Annotated in this window: 19 protein-coding genes, 1 tRNA gene and 1 other RNA gene; 19 read left to right on the top strand and 2 right to left on the bottom strand. The window is 37.7% G+C overall.

Annotated elements, in window-relative coordinates:
* Nucleotides 1-6: 6 nt before the first annotated feature.
* Entirely contained in the window at nt 7-2,187 is a 2,181-nt protein-coding gene (locus HXY53_04945) for a hypothetical protein (protein ID NWF75908.1), read from the bottom strand.
* Nucleotides 2,188-2,386: 199 nt separating this feature from the next.
* On the opposite strand from HXY53_04945, the gene gatA reads away from it, so the two are divergent.
* From gatA to HXY53_04995, 10 genes are all read left to right on the top strand, one after another.
* A complete protein-coding gene (gatA, locus tag HXY53_04950; GenBank protein ID NWF75909.1) occupies nt 2,387-3,841 on the top strand; it encodes an Asp-tRNA(Asn)/Glu-tRNA(Gln) amidotransferase subunit GatA in 1,455 nt (484 codons plus the stop codon).
* Nucleotides 3,838-5,262 carry an Asp-tRNA(Asn)/Glu-tRNA(Gln) amidotransferase subunit GatB gene (gatB, locus tag HXY53_04955; protein NWF75910.1) on the top strand — a complete coding sequence of 475 codons (1,425 nt, stop codon included), beginning with the start codon at nt 3,838-3,840 and terminating at the stop codon, nt 5,260-5,262. The genes gatA and gatB overlap by 4 nt, the downstream gene beginning before the upstream one ends.
* Nucleotides 5,263-5,343: 81 nt before the next feature.
* Nucleotides 5,344-5,437 (top strand) — tRNA-Ser (locus HXY53_04960).
* Between the two features lie 445 nt (nt 5,438-5,882).
* Complete coding sequence (locus tag HXY53_04965) at nt 5,883-6,221, top strand: hypothetical protein (protein NWF75911.1); 339 nt, start codon at nt 5,883-5,885, stop codon at nt 6,219-6,221.
* A gap of 147 nt (nt 6,222-6,368) precedes the next feature.
* Nucleotides 6,369-7,217 (top strand): OmpA family protein, encoded by an 849-nt coding sequence (locus HXY53_04970; protein NWF75912.1) that lies wholly within the window; start codon nt 6,369-6,371, stop codon nt 7,215-7,217.
* Between the two features lie 236 nt (nt 7,218-7,453).
* Nucleotides 7,454-7,789: a hypothetical protein gene (locus HXY53_04975; GenBank protein ID NWF75913.1), complete on the top strand. Its 336-nt coding sequence runs from the start codon at nt 7,454-7,456 to the stop codon at nt 7,787-7,789.
* Between the two features lie 122 nt (nt 7,790-7,911).
* Entirely contained in the window at nt 7,912-8,328 is a 417-nt protein-coding gene (locus HXY53_04980) for a DUF3617 domain-containing protein (protein ID NWF75914.1), read from the top strand.
* Complete coding sequence (locus tag HXY53_04985) at nt 8,316-8,507, top strand: hypothetical protein (protein NWF75915.1); 192 nt, start codon at nt 8,316-8,318, stop codon at nt 8,505-8,507. Before HXY53_04980 ends, HXY53_04985 begins: the two co-directional genes overlap by 13 nt.
* Before the next feature lie 64 nt (nt 8,508-8,571).
* Complete coding sequence (locus HXY53_04990; GenBank protein ID NWF75916.1) at nt 8,572-9,477, top strand: TIGR01777 family protein; 906 nt, start codon at nt 8,572-8,574, stop codon at nt 9,475-9,477.
* 15 nt (nt 9,478-9,492) lie between these two features.
* Complete coding sequence (locus HXY53_04995) at nt 9,493-9,933, top strand: hypothetical protein (GenBank protein ID NWF75917.1); 441 nt, start codon at nt 9,493-9,495, stop codon at nt 9,931-9,933.
* A gap of 68 nt (nt 9,934-10,001) precedes the next feature.
* Here the strand turns inward: HXY53_04995 and HXY53_05000 are convergent, their stop codons facing one another.
* The gene (locus HXY53_05000; protein NWF75918.1) at nt 10,002-11,345 is read right to left on the bottom strand and encodes an MFS transporter; all 1,344 of its coding nucleotides are present in this window, start codon (nt 11,343-11,345) and stop codon (nt 10,002-10,004) included.
* Between the two features lie 346 nt (nt 11,346-11,691).
* On the opposite strand from HXY53_05000, the gene ffs reads away from it, so the two are divergent.
* From ffs to larB, 9 genes are all read left to right on the top strand, one after another.
* An RNA gene (gene ffs / locus HXY53_05005) (signal recognition particle sRNA small type) lies at nt 11,692-11,789 on the top strand.
* Nucleotides 11,790-11,800: 11 nt separating this feature from the next.
* A complete protein-coding gene (gene dnaX, locus HXY53_05010) occupies nt 11,801-13,417 on the top strand; it encodes a DNA polymerase III subunit gamma/tau (GenBank protein ID NWF75919.1) in 1,617 nt (538 codons plus the stop codon).
* A 58-nt stretch (nt 13,418-13,475) separates the two neighbouring features.
* Entirely contained in the window at nt 13,476-13,811 is a 336-nt protein-coding gene (locus tag HXY53_05015; protein NWF75920.1) for a YbaB/EbfC family nucleoid-associated protein, read from the top strand.
* Nucleotides 13,812-13,817: 6 nt separating this feature from the next.
* Complete coding sequence (locus HXY53_05020; protein ID NWF75921.1) at nt 13,818-14,123, top strand: HNH endonuclease; 306 nt, start codon at nt 13,818-13,820, stop codon at nt 14,121-14,123.
* A gap of 6 nt (nt 14,124-14,129) precedes the next feature.
* Nucleotides 14,130-15,512 carry a tRNA lysidine(34) synthetase TilS gene (tilS, locus tag HXY53_05025; GenBank protein ID NWF75922.1) on the top strand — a complete coding sequence of 461 codons (1,383 nt, stop codon included), beginning with the start codon at nt 14,130-14,132 and terminating at the stop codon, nt 15,510-15,512.
* A gap of 55 nt (nt 15,513-15,567) precedes the next feature.
* Nucleotides 15,568-17,004: a glutamate--tRNA ligase gene (gene gltX, locus HXY53_05030; protein ID NWF75923.1), complete on the top strand. Its 1,437-nt coding sequence runs from the start codon at nt 15,568-15,570 to the stop codon at nt 17,002-17,004.
* Nucleotides 16,997-18,697, top strand: a complete 1,701-nt coding sequence (locus HXY53_05035; protein ID NWF75924.1) for a glutamine--tRNA ligase/YqeY domain fusion protein — start codon at nt 16,997-16,999, stop codon at nt 18,695-18,697. Before gltX ends, HXY53_05035 begins: the two co-directional genes overlap by 8 nt.
* Nucleotides 18,694-19,689 (top strand): NAD(P)-dependent glycerol-3-phosphate dehydrogenase, encoded by a 996-nt coding sequence (locus HXY53_05040; GenBank protein ID NWF75925.1) that lies wholly within the window; start codon nt 18,694-18,696, stop codon nt 19,687-19,689. Before HXY53_05035 ends, HXY53_05040 begins: the two co-directional genes overlap by 4 nt.
* Nucleotides 19,690-20,427: a nickel pincer cofactor biosynthesis protein LarB gene (gene larB / locus HXY53_05045; GenBank protein ID NWF75926.1), complete on the top strand. Its 738-nt coding sequence runs from the start codon at nt 19,690-19,692 to the stop codon at nt 20,425-20,427. It abuts the gene before it with no gap.
* Nucleotides 20,428-20,448 lie beyond the last annotated feature (21 nt).

Consider the following 20,448-nt stretch of genomic DNA (forward strand, 5'->3'; position numbering starts at 1 on the left):
TCTCTATTATTTCTTTTCTTTATCTTTTTCTTCTTCCTGTTTAACATCCTGCATGTATTTGTCGATTTTTTTATCTTTGGAGATTTTCTTGTATCTCTCTATGAAATCAGAAGTTACATCAACAGCCTCTTGCTTTGTTTGAACTACACGAGGAGTAAGTAACAATATCAATTCCACACGTGTAGTAAGATTTGATGAACTGCCGAAAAGATAGCCGAGAATAGGAATCTTACTAAGAAAAGGAATTCCTTCCTTTGATTTTGTAACATCTTCTCTGATAAGCCCTCCGATAATAATAGTCTGTCCATCCTGGGCAACAAGGGTGGTTGTTGTCTCGGTCTTATTCAGAGAAGGTTGGGTTGACCCTTCTCCAAATGATATTGAATCACCGAGAGAAGAAATTTCCTGAGTTAGTTCTAAAGAAATTAGTCCACTTTCGTTTACCTGTGGTTTTACTTTCAGAATAATACCTATATCCCGATACTGGTATGTCCTTTGTATATCAGTTGTGCCAGTGATACTCGTTTCTGAGGTTGCCAAAGGAACCTGTTGTCCAACCTGTATCCTTGCTTCACGATTGTCTGATACAAGGATATGAGGAGCTGCAAGAACCTTTGCCCTTGCCTCTTTAGCCAGAGCTGTTATTGCTGCCCTTACAATACCAGATGGATCTGTGCCTACAAAGGTAAAGCCTGTGCCGGAAAGATTAGCAGGATCAACATCCAGGCCAGTTGGGTTTTGAGTTACAATCCCGCTCAGATTTACATCGTTATTAAAAGGTTTAATATTAGTAATATTAAGGTCTGTCTTTAATGACCACGAGAATCCGAGGCTCAGATTATCGGTAAGTGTTACTTGAGCAATCAAGCCCTCTATCACAACCTGTCTCGGGACAAAATCTATCTTCTTTATTGTCTCTTCAATAAGCACATAATCATCAGGAGTTGCAAGAATCACTAATGTGTTCGAAACTTCATCCGCAAATATTCTCGTAACATCTGATACCAGTGCCTCCCCTCCTTCTGTTCTCGTATAAATCTGAGGTTGTGGTGTTGTAACAGGAGCAGGAGTAGTAGTGGTTTTACCGGTTGTTGGCTGGGAAGTTGCTGGAGTTACCGGTGAAGGTGAAGGTTTTGCACCTAAGAAAATTTGTTGAAGCATATTGGCTATATCTTTTGCCTTACTGTTTTGAACCGGATAAACATAGACTTCAGGTTTTATCTTTTTTAGCTGTTCACTATCAAGCACTTCTACAAGTTGAAGGAGTCTTTTCACATTAGCATCTGTGTCAACAATAATAATGTAATTGCTTTTCGGAACATCAACAATAACCGCATTCTTGGATAAAAACGGCGTGAGAATCCTTACCATCTCAGAGGATTGTATAAAGTATATCGGAACAACCTGAAGCAATGCTTTCCCATATATTTGCACTTTATCGGCGTCTCGTCCTATCACAACCGGCGCAGGCTCTTTAGATATATCACCGATTGGAATTATCCTGTAAAGACCACCCTCTTCAACAACGCCAACGCCGTTCAAACGCAAAATAACCTCCATTAAAGGTAGCACGTCGTCTATAGGGACAGGTGCAACAGATCTGAAATTAACCCTTCCCTTTACCTGCGGATCAATTACATAATTCACCCTGAGGACATCTCCGAAGATTGTCTGAATTACTGAAAAGACATCTGCATCATCGAAATTGAAACTAACATCACTTCTCTTTTTAACAGGTTGTTGTGGCTGAACAGGCTTGGATTGCTCAGGTGCTGTTTGCATTTGGAGTTGTTGAGGTTGTTGTTCCTGCGTAATCTGCGGCTGAAATTGTTGTTCTGTTTGTTGTGGAACTTCCTGCGGCTTTTGTTCCTGAGGCGTCTGGGATATAGTCTGAGGTTCCTGTTGCTCTGAAGTTTCCTTAATCTGTTTATCTTGTATAGTCTGTGGCTGAACCTGTGTGTCTGTTTGTTTTGGTGTTTTTCCAGGCTGTAAAGGTATTTTTGTAACTGGTGATTTTCTCGGAATCTGTAAATTCAGAGGATTACTTTCAGGTGCAACCTGCTCTTTCTGTGGCTGTTGCAAATCCCTGGGTTCTTCTGCATATAGCAATAAGCCTTTTTCTTGAAAAAAACTGCTGAGCAATATTAAGACAACACTCAGAAAAATACTGTTTTTTATCTTAAGCAAATAACCTCCTCTTCAAATATCGTAAGATAAAGTATTTATATGTATAAGTCAATATAGTTAAATAACTCAGTCCTATGAAAAAAGACTTGAGATGCACTATATACGGGTGTTAAGATAACTCTTACTTTCCTTATTTTAGATAAAAATAAAATAATGATTATTTTACTATTTCTTAAATACTTTTAGGAAGGATTACGAATTGAAGCTTTATGAACTAACGATTGCAGAAGCAAGAAAACTATTAAAGAATAAGGAAATTTTAGCATCTGAAATCGTTAATTCTCTTTATGAGAGAATAGATGCAGTTGAAGATAAGATTAAGGCATATATTACCTTGACCATGGACCATGCTAAGAAAATGTCCTTTAATGCACAGAATAGAATAGATAACAATGCTGAATCTTATTTACTTGGAATCCCCTTAGCAATTAAGGATAATATCTGCACAAAAGGTATTCGGACAACATGTGCGTCGAAAATTCTCTACAATTTCGTTCCACCTTACGAAAGCACAGTCACGACCAGACTTATAGATGATGGTTATATACTTATAGGCAAGACAAATCTGGATGAATTTGCAATGGGATCATCAACAGAAAATTCCGGCTTCCATACAACAAAAAACCCATGGGACACTGGAAGAATTCCAGGAGGTTCAAGCGGTGGGTCTGCTGCTGCGGTTGCAGCGGACGAATGCATCGGCGCAATTGGTTCGGATACAGGCGGCTCAATCAGACAGCCTGCAGCCTTATGCGGAGTCGTGGGTTTAAAGCCAACTTATGGAAGGGTATCAAGATACGGACTTATTGCTTTTGCATCATCACTCGATCAGATTGGACCATTAACAAAAACCGTGCGAGATGCTGCAATTTTAATGAACTGTATCTCCGGTCATGACCCATATGATTCTACGTCTGCACCAATTAAAGTCCCTGATTTTACAGGAATTCTTGGCAGAGATATCAAAGGGATAAAGATCGGTATCCCGGATGAATATTTTATTGAAGGCATGGATAGGGAAGTAGAACAATCAATACGTGTAGCAATAAAAAAAATGGAATCTCTCGGGGCAATCCCGATTAAGATATCAATGCCGCATACAGGTTATGCAGTTGCCACATATTATGTGTTAGCAACTTCTGAAGCATCTTCGAATCTCGCAAGATATGATGGGATTAAATATGGGTTAAGGGTTGAAGGAAAAGACCTTTTAGATGTTTATATTAATACAAGATCTCAGGGTTTCGGCTCTGAGGTAAAAAGAAGGATTATGCTTGGCACATATGCACTTTCTTCAGGATATTATGAGGCTTACTATAAAAAGGCACAGCAAGTAAGGACTTTAATAAAAAAAGACTTTGAGAATGCGCTCAAGGAAGTAGATGTGATTATAACACCAACTACTCCAACCGCTGCCTTTAAGATCGGAGAGAAAACAGATGATCCGCTACAGATGTATCTTTCTGATATATTCACTATTTCAGTCAACCTTGCTGGTGTTCCTGCTATCTCAATGCCGTGTGGATTTACATCAAACAATCTGCCGATAGGTTTGCAAATTATCGGAAAACATTTTGATGAAGAAACTGTTTTAAAGATCGCATATGCATACGAACAATCAACAGATTGGCATAAGAGGAGACCTGTTCTATGAACTACGAGGCAGTAATAGGGCTTGAAGTTCATGCACAGATGCTAACGGATACAAAGATATTCTGTGGCTGCTCAACAAAATTTGGCGCTGAACCGAACACTCAGACCTGTCCTGTTTGTATTGGAATGCCAGGTGTGCTTCCTGTTTTAAACAGAAAAGCTCTTGAGTTTGCAATCAGAACGGGTCTTGCTACAAACTGCGTTATATCTACATACAGCAGATTTGCAAGAAAGAATTATTTTTATCCAGATCTGCCGAAGGGCTACCAGATAAGCCAATATGAACTCCCGATATGTGAACATGGATATATTAAGATTATGGTTGAAGGTCAGATTAGAAAAATAGGCATTACAAGAATCCATATGGAAGAAGACGCAGGGAAAAACATCCATGAAGGCACTGGACAGTATAGTTTTGTAGATCTTAACAGGGCTGGCGTCCCTCTGATGGAAATAGTCTCTGAGCCTGATCTCAGGAGCCCTGTTGAAGCAGTTGAATATATGAAGAAACTCCGTGCAATCCTGAGATATCTTGGTGTCTGTGATGGAAATATGGAACAGGGTTCACTCAGATGTGATGCTAATGTATCTATAAGGCCTGTGGATGAGAAAGAATTTGGGGTTAAAGTTGAGATCAAGAATATTAATTCGTTTAAATTTGTCGAGAAGGCACTGGATTATGAAATAAGGCGCCAGATAAAAGTTTTAAAAGAAGACGGAAAGATTATTCAGGAAACGAGATTGTGGGATTCGGGCAAAGGTATAACTGAATCTATGCGAGGGAAGGAAGAAGCACATGACTATCGCTATTTTCCTGAACCAGACCTTGTTCCTATCTTGGTTGATCAGAAATGGATTGATGAAATAAAGGCTTCTCTGCCTGAATTGCCTGATATCAGAAGAGAGAGATTTGTCTCAATTTACGGACTTCCTGAAAATGATGCAAATCTACTTGTATCAGAAAAAGCTATTGCTGATTGGTTTGAAAATACAGTAAAACTCGGCGGGCAACCAAAGGCGGTTGCAAACTGGATCATGGGCGACCTTATGAAACTACTAAATGCAGAAAACAAAACGATTGAGGAATGTCATCTCGAACCGCTCCGTCTCGTCGAGATGCTGAAGCTTGTCGAACAGGGAACAATAAGTGGCAAGATCGCAAAGACTGTGTTTGAGGAGATGTACAGGACTAACAAGACAGCAGATGAAATAGTACAGGAAAAAGGGCTGGTTCAAATCAGTGACTCTGGAGAAATAGAAAAGACAGTAGATGAGGTTATTTCAAAACATCCTAAAGAGGTTGAAAGATTCAAGGCAGGAGAAGAAAAGCTTCTGGGATTTTTTGTCGGGCAGGTTATGAAAAAGACAAAGGGAAAAGCAAATCCGCAGATGGTGAATGAACTTCTGAAGAAAAAGCTTTAGAAATAACATGATTGGGTCTATTATAGTCAATTGATTTTTAGAACTGTTTACTGTTAACTATCAACTGATAACTTTTTTTATGGAGAGATGCCCGAGAGGCCGAAGGGGCACGACTGGAAATCGTGTGTGGAGTTTAAAAGCTTCACCGTGGGTTCAAATCCCACTCTCTCCGCCATAAATCTTATTTAACAAATTCTTATTATTCATAGCGAACTCTGTTTTAATAGTTGTCATCCCTGAAAAAATATTCCCTTCAAATTATCAAGCACAAATTTTATATCAATTTTGTTTAACCCGAAAAATGCAATTTTAATAATGCAGGTGTTGCGATAAAATAAATACATCTTTGACAGAGAAATAACACCCTTATTAATGGATTTGGGATAAAGTATATTCATAAAAATCTGGTTCGCAGGCAATATGTGAGACAACTGGAAAATTGGATATGGTCGTCGGCTAATCCGTAGAGCGGCATTCTGATCAATCTGTGGTGGTATTATATGCGAAATATTTAGGAAATAAATATAACCAAAACAACTAATTTTGACAAAATAAATAAAAATGTTAAAATTACAAAAAGTGTAACAATTGTCACAGTACCAAATACCATGCGGATTTCAATGCAAAAAAAGTTAACTATAACCATAGATGAGGAAGTTTATGAAGATCTCCATAAGGCCATTGGTTCATGCAAGATCAGCCAATTTGTTGAAAAATTGGTTCGCCCGCATGTAGTTCGCCCAAATCTTGAATTGGCATACTCCCAAATGTCAAAAGACAAAAAGAGAGAAGAAGCCTTTAAGTTCCTCAATAGAGTTCAAATTATTCCTCTAACAAGTAAGACAGATCGTTTGTATCCCAGCAAGGCGCTTATCATTTTTAACGGCAAAGAAAGCAAAGCCATGGCCGATCAACTGGCAATTGTAAGCAAGTTGAGATTTTTAAACGTGCTGGCGTAATTTCAGAAGAAATATGTTAAAGATTGGTAAAGCAATTAAAATACAATTAGATTTTATTAAAAAGTGGCTAACAATCTAATCCAAAGGATGGCTCACAGCCAACGCTCTTTAGCTCTTTTGGGCTTTAAAAATAAGGAGGTATTGGCTATGAATAGGTATAGAAGAGTAATTTTGTTGGTAACAGTTTTTGTATTTGTATTCAGTGGTATTACCCTTGCCCAGGAGGATGAAAAGGGCTGTAAAGATCATCCGATGTTTACAAGGATGCCAAATTTTTATATCTTTGAATGCAAAGAGAAGGATTTTGACCAGGCTGATTTCAAGGATGAGAAAGGAAATGATATCAAGGTTGAAGGGAAAATTCACTTTACTGATTATAGAATTAAAGAAGGCTATAAAGCACCGAGCTCGTTACAAATTATACGGAACTATCAGAATGCCATTAAAAGCATCGGTGGAGCAATTGTCTATGAATATCTACATTGGTATGACACATACCTGAAACTAATTAAAGGCGGAAAGACATACTGGGTGATTGTTGATGCAAGCAGTGACGGGGACGGGGACAGCTATGACCTTACTATTGTTGAAAAATCCGAGATGGCCCAGGAAGTTGTTGCGGATGCAAAAAGCCTGCTTAGTGATATTCAGGCAAAAGGAAGTGCCTCTGTGTATGGAATCTATTTTGATTTTGATAAGGCGGATATAAAACCCGAGTCTGAGCCAGCAATTAAAGAAATAGCAAAGCTTCTTCAGCAGAATAAAGGGTTAAAGCTCTATGTTGTTGGGCATACGGATAATGTTGGCATCATTGACTACAATATGAAGCTTTCAAAGGCAAGGGCAGATGCTGTGATGAAGGAACTTGTCACAAGGTACAAAATATCTGCTGACAGATTAAAGGCTTATGGAGTAGGCTCTCTTGCACCGGTTGCCTCAAACGAAACTGAAGATGGCAGGGCTAAGAATAGGCGTGTAGAATTGGTGAAGCAGTAAGGAGAAACCTTCGAAGGGGTTATAAAAGTTAAAGATGTAGATATGGAGATAACCCAAAACCTCAAAGGGAAATGGATAGGGCAGTGCCCGAAGTGAAAATAAGGTAATAATCCTGCTGAATAAATACCCTTTCAGGTACAGAGTCTCAAGGCACGAGAGGGAGGTGATAAAGCCATGAAAGCATAAGAAGTTTGTAATTCGTTATTGATTTTAAAAATAAATCAAGGAGGGCAAAGATGAAGACAAAAATAAAGAATAAGTTTTTTTATTTTATAGTTTCAACTGTAATTGCTTTCTCGTTGATACTTACGATTGGTAGTGCATGGGCTGTGATGATGGATAGACCGAAGCCTGAGCCAATGCAACCAGTTCCCGGCGGCCCTATCGTTCCGTTAAATGACTGTGGTGAATATCAATATGATGACTGTCAAAGAGACTATAACTGGTGTCAACAATTTAATAATCCTTCAGCATGTTGGACATACGTCGGGAGCTGTGTTAAACAAGGACGCTCTAGCACTCATTGCAGGCAAACATGTGCTCAATATGGGGTACACTGCCAGTCACGATAATACACGATAATAAAGGAAAAATAAGGTATAAAAAATGTTAAACACTATCAAAACTTTAAAAGGGGGTGATTTATCAAGGGGGAGATTAAGAAAAAAACCTCAAACAAAAGGAGGGAAATTAGATGATTAAAAAGATTATTATTCTGGTGTTTGTTATTTCTATCTTTCTGCTTTCAGGAAATGCCATAGCACAAGGACCTAACCTGAAAGAGGGATTATGGGAAATAACCACTACAATTGAAGAACCGGGTATCCCGAAGGAGATGCTTCGTCAGACTTATAAGCATTGTTTAACAGAAAATGATTACATACCTTACAAAGAAGAACACGACAAGGAATGCAAGGTGGTAAACTTTAATGTTAAGGTAAACACAGTTACATGGACTATAAAATGCAAAGATGAGGAAGGCACTTCCACAGGCACCGGAAGGGCAACATACAAAGGAGATACCTTCGAGGGATTAATAAAGTTCAAAGACCCAGAAGGGGAGATGAGCATGAGTATAAAAGGAAAGTGGATTGGAAAATGTCCAAAATAATTTTTCTCATTCTTATATCATTTATTACAAATATCACAAGCTTTGCTTTCGCTTCAGATCCTTATAGTCCACAAAGAGGAAACCTTGAACGTAAAGCAATACTGGATGCCTTAAGAGAACAGATACAAACAGTACCAACTCCTGGATATCTTTTCATACCGGGCTGTCCGTATTGCTGAATGGGCTGATGGAAAATTGAAGAGTAAAAGGATATCCTTTGATAATCTTTGATATAATTAGCAAATGAAAATAGTAATTTGTGGTGGCGGCGGTTTTATTGGACAGCGTCTTGCACGTTATCTTATTGATAAGGGACATGAGATAACAATCCTTGACAGGAATGAATCAAGGGTCTCTTCTCCAAAATTACAATCATTTATTGTTGACTTTCTAAACCCTAATCTTTTTCAAAAGAGTTGGTTTCTGAATGCAGATGCAGTTATAAATCTGAGTGGTAAAGATGTCATGAAACTCTGGACAGAAGAATATAAAAAAGCGATATGGGAAAGCCGGGTTACTGTCAATAAACATTTAATAGATTTTATTTATTCCTTAGAACATAAGCCCAAGGTTTTTATCTCAGCCTCTGCAACCGGATATTATGGCGATAAAGGTGAGTCTGAAGTTGATGAGACCGCTACAAACGGGAATGGGTTTTTAGCAGATGTATGTGTTGCCTGGGAAAGGGAAGCACTTCGTGCAGGGTCATTAGGTATCCGTTCTGTTCAGGTAAGAACAGCTCCTGTTCTTGACAGAAAAGGCGGCTTTCTCGAAAAACTTATGAAATCGATGAAATTCGGTGTTACTATAAGGTTCGGTTCTGGTAAAAACTGGTTTCCATGGATACACATGGAGGACATTATCCGTATTTATGAAACTGCGGTTTCTAATGAATCAATTTCTGGCCCTGTAAATGCCTGTTCACCTGAACCTGTGCGGTTCCATGAACTTATTGATCATCTGAGACAATACCGCAAATCTATTCTTGTACCTCTGCCTGTTTCTCTGTTCAAACTCTTTGCGAAAGAACTTGCCGATGAACTTACAAACAGTCAACGAGTTATACCTGCCAAACTGAATAATATAAATTTCGAATTTACATATAGAAATCTCAAAGAAGCACTTAAGGATGCCTTTGCACAAAAATAATTTATTGAGGCTTTTATGTTATTGTTTGAAGGGATAATATCTGGATTAACAGCAGGAATATTGATGGGGCTGATATCCCATGCAGGCTTCAGAGCCGGTATATTCAAATCAAGCCTTTTTATTATTGACGGCACTTTTATTCAATACATCCTGAGACTAAAAAGCGGAGAGGGGAAAGCAGTTCTTCCGGGGATTCCAGTTCATCTGCTCACCAGTGTATCCTTTGGTATCGGCTATGCAGTGCTTATAAGTTTTTTTAAACTTAACCCGCTAAATATCTTATTGATCGCACTCTACACTTTCATTCTCTGGCTTTCCATGCTTTTAATTGCCCTTCCTGTAGCAGGACAGGGATTTCTCGGTAAAAAATTAGGACCTCTAACCTGGCTTGAGCAGATGGTACTTCATGTTGTTTTTGGTATCGGATTATGGTGGACTTTGTATCTTTTCCTTTGATAAAGTGTTGCCTTTTCTCTTCATGGTCAGAATACTTCATCTGCTTTCACAAGAGCTTGGCAAAAATTTTACCTAATGAATTTTGGCTTAATTGTATTTATAAAGAAGGTTATCACTTTTGTAACAGGCTTTGACTTTGATTCGTGAACCAATGAAAGGGGTATTTGAGTACTCCAGCGTGCTATTCCAGTGAATGCAAAGAGAACTTGCTCAGGTTCTAAATAAAAGTCGCCTATTTTTAAATGCTGTGGAAGGAATAATCCTGAAATAAGCATAGTTGTCATCATAGCAAGACCTGAAACTGCTCCTGATATCCCTGCATAAAGTTGTCTACTTTCATGCGGAGCTATTGAAAGAACAAAATTTGTCGCAACCACTCCAGCACCTGCCCACATTATACCTGATGTAATAGCCTCTATGTATAACAAATGATAATTATAAAAATTTACAAAAAGCCATACCATAGGGTTAAATCCTCCGAGTGTAATTATTAGTCGCATAGCAGTCTTATTACCATAGGCATCGATAAGCTTTCCCCATGGGCGTAAGACAAGCAAAGCTGCTATAACATTTATACTATTGTAAATTTGCACCTCAAAAAGTGACATATGAAGTTTTTGTAACATGAATGGTTGCCAGAAAGGAGCACCAATTCCAACAGCAAGCATCCACCAGCAATTATAAAAGAGAAATTTTCTAAAATTGCCATCTTTAAACGGGATGAACAACATCTCTGAAGAATATTTATCCTCAATTCTTTTTTTCTTCTCAGGCATTCGAGAAAGGACTTTTAAACCCCAAAAAGCAGCAAAAACACCTATAAAAAATATAGCTGCAAAAACTATATGCTTTTTTTCAACATCGAAGGGCTTAGTGTTATATGAGAAAATACCTGAATTATCTACTAAGAAGCCGAATATTAATCCTGCTCCAATAGAAGTAAGTAATACATATTGAGAAAGTACCGAGAAAAAACGACCTCTTAATCTCAAAGGAATGACATCTGCTATCCATCCAATCCACGTATTATCTGCTATTGACAACAAAGAAACACTGAAAAAGGATAGGATGATTAGAGCTATAATCGAATTTTCATTAGAAAATATAAAGGGGACTATTCCAAAAAATAAAACAATACCATATCCTATTGATCTGAAGGTAATCACAAGACTTTTTCTTTCTATACGGTTTATTGTTATGAGTGCCCCGATTGGTTGAAAAACCTGAGAAATTTGTCCAATTGCAGCAAGAATAGAGAAGTGAAGAGGAGATGCGTTTAATATAATAGCAAATTTTATTACGAATGCTGATCCTGTTCCTGAGAGTGTATTGAAAATTTGACTGAAGATTCCAGCGATGATTGACATCCGAAATATTTTTTTAAGCCCATCATCTTTTTCTTGTTTTACCATTATAGCTAACCTAAATCCAGCTATTATTTTGTTAATGCCTTATACAGTTTATCATCTCGAACCCTCTGAAGATGTTAAGAATCTTTCTTTTAAAGGTAAGATTCTTCTTCCAAATCTCTTGCTGTGACTCAGAGATAAGGCACTTTTATAGTTAAGCTTAAATAAGTTACTATATTTTACCTTTAAATGACATCTTCTAACACTGTTGTCCAGAATAATGTCGAAATATTTATTTTGGATAGCTGCGATTTTCTATTAGATATGGGTTCATAAATAATAAAATCAACACTATATGTTAAAATATAAATTATTTTCCTAATACATTTATGTGTCTTTCTGTAGCCTGAGAACGGCCCTTCGCAGCAGGTGGATGTGAACCCCGTCAGGTCCGGGAGGAAGCAGCGGTAAGCATCTTTACTGGGTGCCGGAGGTAGCCGTTCTCAGGGTATAGAAAGATGAGCTATCTTGTTCTTGCAAGAAAATGGAGACCTCAGGGTTTTGATGACTTAATCGGTCAGGAACCCATTGTTCGGGTACTTAAAAATTCATTAGATCAGCAGAAGATCGCACATGCCTATCTATTCTCCGGTCCAAGAGGTGTTGGAAAAACCTCAACTGCAAGAATACTGGCAAAAGCTCTCAACTGTAGTATGGGGCTTACTTCGCTTCCCTGCGGCACCTGTTCTTCTTGTATCTCGATAACCGATGGAGCATCAGTTGATGTAATGGAAATAGATGGTGCATCAAACAACAGTGTTAACGACATCAGAGATCTCAGAGAAAGGGTAAAATATGTCCCTTCAGAAGGAAGATATAAAGTTTACATAATCGATGAAACACATATGTTATCTGATGCAGCATTTAATGCTCTTCTTAAAACCCTTGAGGAACCACCTCCACATATTGTTTTTGTTCTTGCTACAACTGCTCCAAGAAAAATACCACAGACTGTTCTTTCACGCTGTCAGCATCTACTCTTCAGGAGAATACCCGGCGCTCTAATAAAAGACAGGATTAGAAAAATTTCTGAGGCTGAAGGTATTTCAATATCAAATTCTGCTATTGAGATGATCGCCAGAGCTGCTGATGGAAGTCTGAGAGACGCATTGACCATACTTGACCAACTTTCGTCATTCTCTGCTGATATTTCTGAAAATGATGTCAAAGATTTGATTGGAGTAACAGACTACAGACTGATTTCTCAACTTTCAATCGCTTTAATTGAAGGAAGGAGAGAGGATATTATAAAAATCACGGGAGAACTTGTAGAAAAAGGCACGGACATCAAGTCACTAATAAAAGAGCTTATTCAGTTTTTCAGGGATTTGCTTGTTGCAAGTATTACTAAAAAACCAGATGAACTCATTGATATTACACCTGAAGAAATAGAAAGTGTAAAACACATACTAACTGTAACTTCAGAAGACCAGCTTACACTCATGCTTTCAGAATTAATTAAAGCTGAAGTTGACATAAGAAGTGCATCATTCCCTAGATTTGCCTTTGAAATGTCTATGTTAAAAATAAGCTTCCTAAGCGAGATGAAGCCAATCAAAGAAATTATCGAACACTTTGATGATTACATAAAACAAGCTCAGTTTAAAGATGCTCAAAGTAATAAGCTTCAAAAATGTGATGCAGATATTCTGTCTTTAGAAAAAGATAGTTCTTCAACAAAAATAATAAATGAATCTGTAAATAGTATCAAGAACGACTTTCTCATAAAAGAAGCTTGGGAAAAGGTAATTAAAAAGATTGAACCACCACTTTCATCAAAACTCTTGAAAGCAGAAATTAAAGTAGATGGCAACAGACTTATTCTTGAATTGAATGGAGGAGATACTATTTTCGCTGATTCCATTAAAAAGAATACAAACCGCATAGAACAAATGCTATCAGAAGAACTCGGCAGTACTGCCAAAATTGATCTGGAAATCAGCAAGAAAAAAACTGTTCATAAAAAAAACTTTAAGGAGGAAGTTCTAAACGATCCTGTTATCAAAAAGGTGCTTGAACTTTTTGAGGGAAAAATTGTTGATGTTTATCCAGTAACAGAAAAAGGGAAAGAATAGATAACCCTTCTTGATTCCACTATTATAAGTGTTATTAAGGGGTTGAATGGAGGTTATAATGTCAAAGAAAATGCTCGGAGATATCATGCGTGAAGCTCAGAAGCTTCAGACCAGAATGGCTGAAATTCAAGAAGAAGCAAAGAAAAAGACTGTAGAAGCAACTGCAGGAGGTGGAATGGTCACGGTAGTCGCCAGTGGTGCAATGGAAATCGTTTCTATTAAAATTGAAAAAGACGTTGTGAACCCAGATGATGTTGAGATGCTTCAGGATCTTGTTATGGCGGCTGTTAACGAAGCACTTCGAAGGGCACAGGAGATGGTTAACAGTGAAATGTCAAAAATCACCGGTGGTTTACAGTTGCCAGGCTTAGGTAATCTGGGCAAATTTTTCTAAACACTAATGGAGCCTTTTTTATCAGATATTACTCAAGCAGATATAAAAAGAGAAAAACTGAAAGCGCAAAAACTGCGCAGATCTCAATGGTGGAAGCGGAAATGTGCTGCTGGTATTTGCTATTTCTGTGGCAAAAAGTTTTCTCCAGATAAATTGACAATGGATCATATCGTTCCGATAATCCGTGGAGGCAAATCTATAAGAACAAATCTTGTTCCTGCATGTAAGGCCTGTAACAATAAGAAGAAATATCTCCTGCCAACAGAATGGGAAGAGTATCTTAATAGTTTAATAGATAATACATGGAGCTGAAAGAACTTGTTTCCCAACTTGATCAATAAGGTAATTGCTACTGCCCGAAAATACTCTATGCTTCAAAATAATGATAAAATCTTAGTAGGGCTCTCAGGAGGGCCCGACTCTTCATGTTTACTTCATGTTCTCAATGACTTGAAAGAAATGTTTAAACTTGATATACATGCTCTGTATATTGACCATGGATTAAGGCCAGAAGAAATCCCATCAGAAATCACTTTCTGCGAAAAAATGTGCAAACTAATCAATATACCCTTTATGAAATCGCAGATTGATGTTATCACTTATGCAAAGGATGAAGGTATTAATAGACATGAAGCAGCCAGACAATTGCGATACAGGGTTTATGAAGAAACCGCGAATAATATAAAAGCAACTAAAATTGCTCTCGGTCATAATGCAGATGATCAGGCAGAGACTGTTTTAATACGGCTCATCAGAGGCACTGGACCGACAGGGCTTGCAGGTATCCCGCCTGTTAGAGGTAGTATCATAAGACCACTGATTGAGATTGAGCGAAAAGAGATTGAACAATTTCTTGATGAAAGAAAAATTGATTTTATTATCGATTCTTCTAACCTTAAAAAGGATTATTTACGGAATAAAATAAGACTTTCAGTTTTACCTATACTGAAGAACATGAACCCTGATATTTGCAGAGCTCTTTCAAAAACTGCCACCATCTTCAGAGAAGAAGAAAAATATTTTGAGATCATTGTTACTAAAACAATGATGAAACTTTTCAGCAGAAAAACCCAGGATCATGTTGAGCTATTTCTTACACCATTCGAAATTATGGATAAGCCTATTATGCGAAGGGTTTTACGCAGAGTCATAGATGAGACAAAAGGTCTTCGCGGTGTCAATTTCATTCATATTGAAGACATTATCGAGCTCATAAGGAACGGCAAACCAGGTGACAGGATATATCTTCCAAAAGGACTCAGAGTTATAAAGGATTACGCTATCCTTATCCTTACCTCAAAACAACCTCATAAATTAGGGACTCTTTCCCTCCAGGTTCCTGGTGAAGTTGTCTCAAGGGAAAATAAATTTGTAATCAAAGCTAATATAATGGATAATGCGGCTAATCATGTAGATGGGAAAACATCGATCATTCTGGATCTGGATAAGACCGGGACAAATCTTACCGTTCGTTCAAGGCAGAAAGGTGATTACTTTTATCCAATGGGATTTGGTAAGAGAAAGAAGCTTCAGGACTATTTTGTGGATGAAAAGGTACCAAGGGATGAACGAAATGCAATCCCAATTGTTATTTCCGGAGACAGCATTGTATGGATAGCCGGCTTCAGAGGAGATGAAAGGTTTAGGGTATCTCAGACAACAAAAAGGTTTTTAAAATTAGAAATCAAGAAGGTATTATGAATAGGGTTTGTAATGTTTGGGGTATAATAATCAGAATGTTTGGTGAAAAAGAGGAATGGTAAGAGTAAGATTCGCACCGAGTCCAACAGGTCATCTTCATATAGGAGGGGCAAGAACTGCACTATTTAACTGGCTTTTCGCAAAACATAATAATGGTGTTTTTCTCTTAAGAATTGAAGATACTGACAGATCAAGGTCAACCGAGGATTACATCCATTCGATTATTGAAGGATTGAAGTGGCTTAAACTTGATTGGGATGAAGGACCTTTCAGACAGACCGACAGATTCGAAATCTATAGAAATTATGCAGATAAACTCATAAAAGATGGAAAGGCATACTATTGTTATTGTTCACCTGAAGAACTTGAGCAGAGGAGACAGGAAGCACTAAAAAAGGGTGAATCTCCGAAATATAACGGCCGGTGTAGGGATAAAGGTGATAGTTCGATACATAAAAGACCCGGGACAAATCCAGCAATCAGGTTCAAAATGCCCGGGGAAGGTCAGACTGTAGTAAAAGATTTGATTAAAGGTGAAATAGTTTTTGAAAATTCCCAGCTTGATGACCTGATAATAATGAGGTCTGATGGAACGCCTACTTATAATTTCACTGTTGTTGTAGATGATGTAGATATGAATATTACTCATGTGATTAGAGGGGATGATCACGTTAACAACACCCCAAAACAGATTCATATATATAAATCACTCGGATATACCCTGCCACAATTTGCACATCTTCCGATGATTCTTGGAGCTGATAAAACCAGACTGAGTAAAAGACATGGTGCAACATCTGTCCTTTCTTACCGTGAAATGGGATATCTGCCTGATGCGCTGGTTAACTATCTTGTCCGTCTTGGCTGGTCTCACGGGGATCAAGAAATTTTCATGCGGGAAGAATTAATAAAATATTTTTCTTTCGAAAATGTAGGTAAATCATCAGCAGTATTCAATCCAGAAAAACTTCTATGGCTGAACAGTCAATATATGATTAACACAACAAATGAAGAACTGGCAGAATTAGTAATTCCCTTTCTTCTTAAAGAACAAATTATTGGGCAGGAAAATGATATTGACAGAATCCAGTTATTCAAAGCAATAGCAACACTAAAAGAACGTTCAAAGACTCTATTAGAACTCGCTCAATCACTCAAATTTTATATTCTTGAAGATATTGAATATAACGAAAAGGCAAAAAAGAAGTTTCTAAATGAAAAATACCTTTCTCATTTGATTGAAGTTAATGAAGCTCTCAAGTTACTCGATCATTTTAACGCTAATGAAATAGAAAAAATATTTATATCCATTACTGAAAAGCAGAATGTGAAACTCGGGAATATAGCACAGCCTGTGAGAGTTGCAATAACAGGGAAAACAGAAAGTCCTGGAATATTTGAGGTACTTGAGATTGTAGGAAAAGAAAAGACACTGAAAAGATTAGAGAAGGCAATAAAGACAATTCAGAATGAGGTCATGACACATGGATGATAATGATAAAACTTTTTCTTCGAACTTCATAAGCGAAATTATCAAAGAAGACTTGAAGAACAACAAATATGGTGGACGACTACATACAAGATTTCCGCCTGAGCCTAATGGTTATCTACACATAGGTCATGCAAAATCCATATGCCTTAATTTCGGACTTGCAAAAGAATTCAAAGGCCTCTGTAATCTACGTTTTGACGATACTAACCCGACAAAAGAAGAATTAGAATATGTTGAGTCGATTAAGAAAGATGTCAAGTGGCTTGGTTTTGATTGGGAAGATAGACTCTATTATGCATCGGATTACTTCGAGCAATTTTATCAGTATGCAGTGCAATTGATAAAAAAAGGCAAGGCATATGTCTGTGATTTAAGTGTGGAGGAAATAAAAGAGTATCGTGGAACACTTACTGAACCCGGGAAAGACAGTCCCTATCGTAATCGGTCAGTAGAGGAGAATCTTAATTTATTTGAACGCATGAAAAAAGGTGAATTCCCTGATGGTTCACGTACACTGCGGGCAAAAATTGATATGAAATCTGGAAATATAAATATGCGAGATCCTGTTATATACCGAATACTTAAAACAGAACATCATCGCACAGGAGATAAATGGTGTATTTATCCTATGTATGATTTTGCACATTGTATTTCAGACTCGATTGAAGGTATCACTCATTCAATATGCACCCTGGAATTTGAAGATCATCGGCCCCTCTACGACTGGTTTCTTGATGAATTAGGGATATATCATCCCCAGCAGATAGAATTCGCCCGTCTTAACCTGAGTTACACAGTTCTAAGCAAGCGAAAACTTATCGAGTTAGTTGAAGGTGGATATGTTAACGGGTGGGATGATCCGAGAATGCCCACAATATCAGGCCTACGTAGAAGGGGTTATACACCAGAATCAATCAGAGAATTCTGTGAACGCATAGGGGTCGCCAAAAGAGAGAGCATAGTAGATATTGCACTGCTTGAACACTGTTTGCGTGAAGATCTTAACAAACGTGCTCCGCGTGTTATGGCAGTATTAAACCCACTGAAAATAGTCATAGTCAACTATCCTGAAGACCTTGTCGAAGAACTGGATGCTATTAACAATCCAGAAGACCTCACAATGGGAACCCGGAAGGTACCTTTTTCACGTATTCTATATATAGAAAAAGATGATTTTCGTGAAGACCCACCAAAACAATTCTACCGGCTTGCTCCTGGCCGTGAAGTAAGATTAAGATATGCATATTTTATACGATGTATCAATGTTATAAAAAATGAAAAGACCGGAGAGATTATTGAACTTCATTGCACTTATGATGCTGAAACAAGGGGAGGAAATGCGCCAGACGGCCGTAAGGTAAAATCAACCTTACACTGGGTTTCAGCATCGCATAGTATCGAAGCAGAAGTTCGATTATACGATCACCTTTTTATAAAGGAAAATCCAAGTTATGTTGAAGAAGGTCAGGATTTTAAATCATACATAAATCCGAACTCTCTCACAATACTCAAAAACTGCCGTGTTGAACCAAGTCTTACCAGCTCACTGCCTGGATATTATTATCAATTCGAAAGACAGGGCTATTTCTGTGTTGATCTGGATTCAGATAAAGGTAAATTGGTTTTCAACAGGACAGTAAAATTGCGTGATACATGGGCAAAAATTGAGAAAGCTCATAATCAAAGACCATGAGTTACATTAGTGTAATCGGAGCTGGAAGTTGGGGGACAACCCTTGCATGTTTACTATCACAAAAGGGATACGATGTAACTCTATGGGTTCATGAAAAAAAGCTTGCAGAAATTATCGATAGAACAAGAGTCAACAGCTTATATTTACCTGAGATAACCATTCCCGATATGTTAAAGATAACAAATGAAATTAGTGATGCTGTGAAGAACGCCCGCTATTTATTAAATGCCGTGCCTGCACAATATACGCGTTCAGTATTTAAAGAAGCAGTTCCTTATATTACAGAAAAGAAACTGATTATAAGTGCATCTAAGGGAATAGAAAGAGGCACTCTTCTGACAGTTTCTTTAATATTGAAAGAAATGACAAATCAATCTATTGCTGTTCTCTCAGGACCTAGTTTTGCAAAAGAGGTAATTAAAAAACTTCCCACTGCTGTAACTATTGCTACAGAAAATAAAAATGATGGAATCATTCTGCAAGAAATATTCAATATTAACAATTTCAGAGTCTATACCCACGATGATATACTTGGCGTTGAACTCGGCGGTGCTTTGAAAAATGTTTTTGCAATAGCAGCAGGCATTGCTGACAGTCTCGGGCTCGGGAACAATGCAAGGGCATCACTTATAACCAGAGGGCTTGTTGAGATGACAAGGCTTGGCATTGCAATGGGAGCAAAAGAAAAAACATTCTCAGGATTAAGCGGCATAGGGGATCTTGTACTCACTTGCACAAGCCCTCTATCAAGGAATTACACAGTTGGTTTAAAACTCGGGCAGGGTATGAAACTCGGTGAAATTCTGAATCAGACAAGAAGTGTTGCTGAAGGAGTTACAACAGCAGAATCTGCATATGAACTTTCAAAAAAGTATAACATTGAGATGCCAATCGTTGAACAGATATATAAAGTTCTTTATCAAAATAAAGAACCTTCTCTTGCTGTAAAAGATTTAATGGAACGTTCACTGAAATCTGAGTTTTATGGATAAATGGACATCATAACAATAAAGAAATTACTTAAATCGGTACAAAGCAGAAGTATGAGCATTGATACCGCAATCAAAAAATTAAAGCACCTTCCATTTGAGGATATATCTTTTGCACGGGTTGACCATCACAGACAGCTCAGGCAGGGTATACCTGAGGTGGTATTCGCAAAAGGAAAACATGTTGATGACGTAGTCAAAATTGCCAGATCCATCTATAAAAAGAATAATAGATTGTTAATTACTAAAGCATCTAAAGAGATATATGCAAAACTAAATATCAGGAATGCTATATTTCATCCTCTATCAGGTGTTATTGAAGCAAACAGTTATAAAAAGAAAAAGGGTCATGTGCTTGTTATTTCTGCCGGGACATCTGATATCCCTGTTGCTGAAGAGGCTGCTGTTACTGCCTCTTTTCTTGGTAGTAAAACAGAGACTATTTATGATGTCGGTGTAGCAGGAATCCACAGACTTATGGATATCAAAAAAACACTTACCACTGCACGTGTAATTATTGTTGTTGCCGGCATGGAGGGAGCCTTGCCATCTGTTGTAGGTGGTCTTGTTGATAAACCAATTATAGCAGTTCCAACATCTGTAGGATATGGAACGAATTTCAGCGGACTCACTCCACTCTTCGCTATGCTCAACTCATGTGTTCCTGGGATTGCTGTTATGAATATTGATAACGGCTTCGGGGCTGGATGTCACGCACACAAAATAAATGTATTAAGTTGACAACTTTATAAAATTTATTTA

The organism is Nitrospirota bacterium, from assembly GCA_013388455.1.
Classification (GTDB): domain Bacteria; phylum Nitrospirota; class Thermodesulfovibrionia; order Thermodesulfovibrionales; family SM23-35; genus JACAFF01.

Coding starts and splice junctions, on each gene's coding strand:
- gatB (NWF75910.1), top strand. CDS start 3,838: ATGAACTACGAGGCAGTAATAGGGCTTGAAGTTCATGCACAGATGCTA.
- HXY53_04965 (NWF75911.1), top strand. CDS start 5,883: ATGCAAAAAAAGTTAACTATAACCATAGATGAGGAAGTTTATGAAGAT.
- HXY53_04970 (NWF75912.1), top strand. CDS start 6,369: ATGAATAGGTATAGAAGAGTAATTTTGTTGGTAACAGTTTTTGTATTT.
- HXY53_04975 (NWF75913.1), top strand. CDS start 7,454: ATGAAGACAAAAATAAAGAATAAGTTTTTTTATTTTATAGTTTCAACT.
- HXY53_04980 (NWF75914.1), top strand. CDS start 7,912: ATGATTAAAAAGATTATTATTCTGGTGTTTGTTATTTCTATCTTTCTG.
- HXY53_04985 (NWF75915.1), top strand. CDS start 8,316: ATGTCCAAAATAATTTTTCTCATTCTTATATCATTTATTACAAATATC.
- HXY53_04990 (NWF75916.1), top strand. CDS start 8,572: ATGAAAATAGTAATTTGTGGTGGCGGCGGTTTTATTGGACAGCGTCTT.
- HXY53_04995 (NWF75917.1), top strand. CDS start 9,493: ATGTTATTGTTTGAAGGGATAATATCTGGATTAACAGCAGGAATATTG.
- HXY53_05000 (NWF75918.1), bottom strand. CDS start 11,345: ATGGTAAAACAAGAAAAAGATGATGGGCTTAAAAAAATATTTCGGATG.
- dnaX (NWF75919.1), top strand. CDS start 11,801: ATGAGCTATCTTGTTCTTGCAAGAAAATGGAGACCTCAGGGTTTTGAT.
- HXY53_05015 (NWF75920.1), top strand. CDS start 13,476: ATGTCAAAGAAAATGCTCGGAGATATCATGCGTGAAGCTCAGAAGCTT.
- HXY53_05020 (NWF75921.1), top strand. CDS start 13,818: ATGGAGCCTTTTTTATCAGATATTACTCAAGCAGATATAAAAAGAGAA.
- gltX (NWF75923.1), top strand. CDS start 15,568: ATGGTAAGAGTAAGATTCGCACCGAGTCCAACAGGTCATCTTCATATA.
- HXY53_05035 (NWF75924.1), top strand. CDS start 16,997: ATGGATGATAATGATAAAACTTTTTCTTCGAACTTCATAAGCGAAATT.
- HXY53_05040 (NWF75925.1), top strand. CDS start 18,694: ATGAGTTACATTAGTGTAATCGGAGCTGGAAGTTGGGGGACAACCCTT.
- larB (NWF75926.1), top strand. CDS start 19,690: ATGGACATCATAACAATAAAGAAATTACTTAAATCGGTACAAAGCAGA.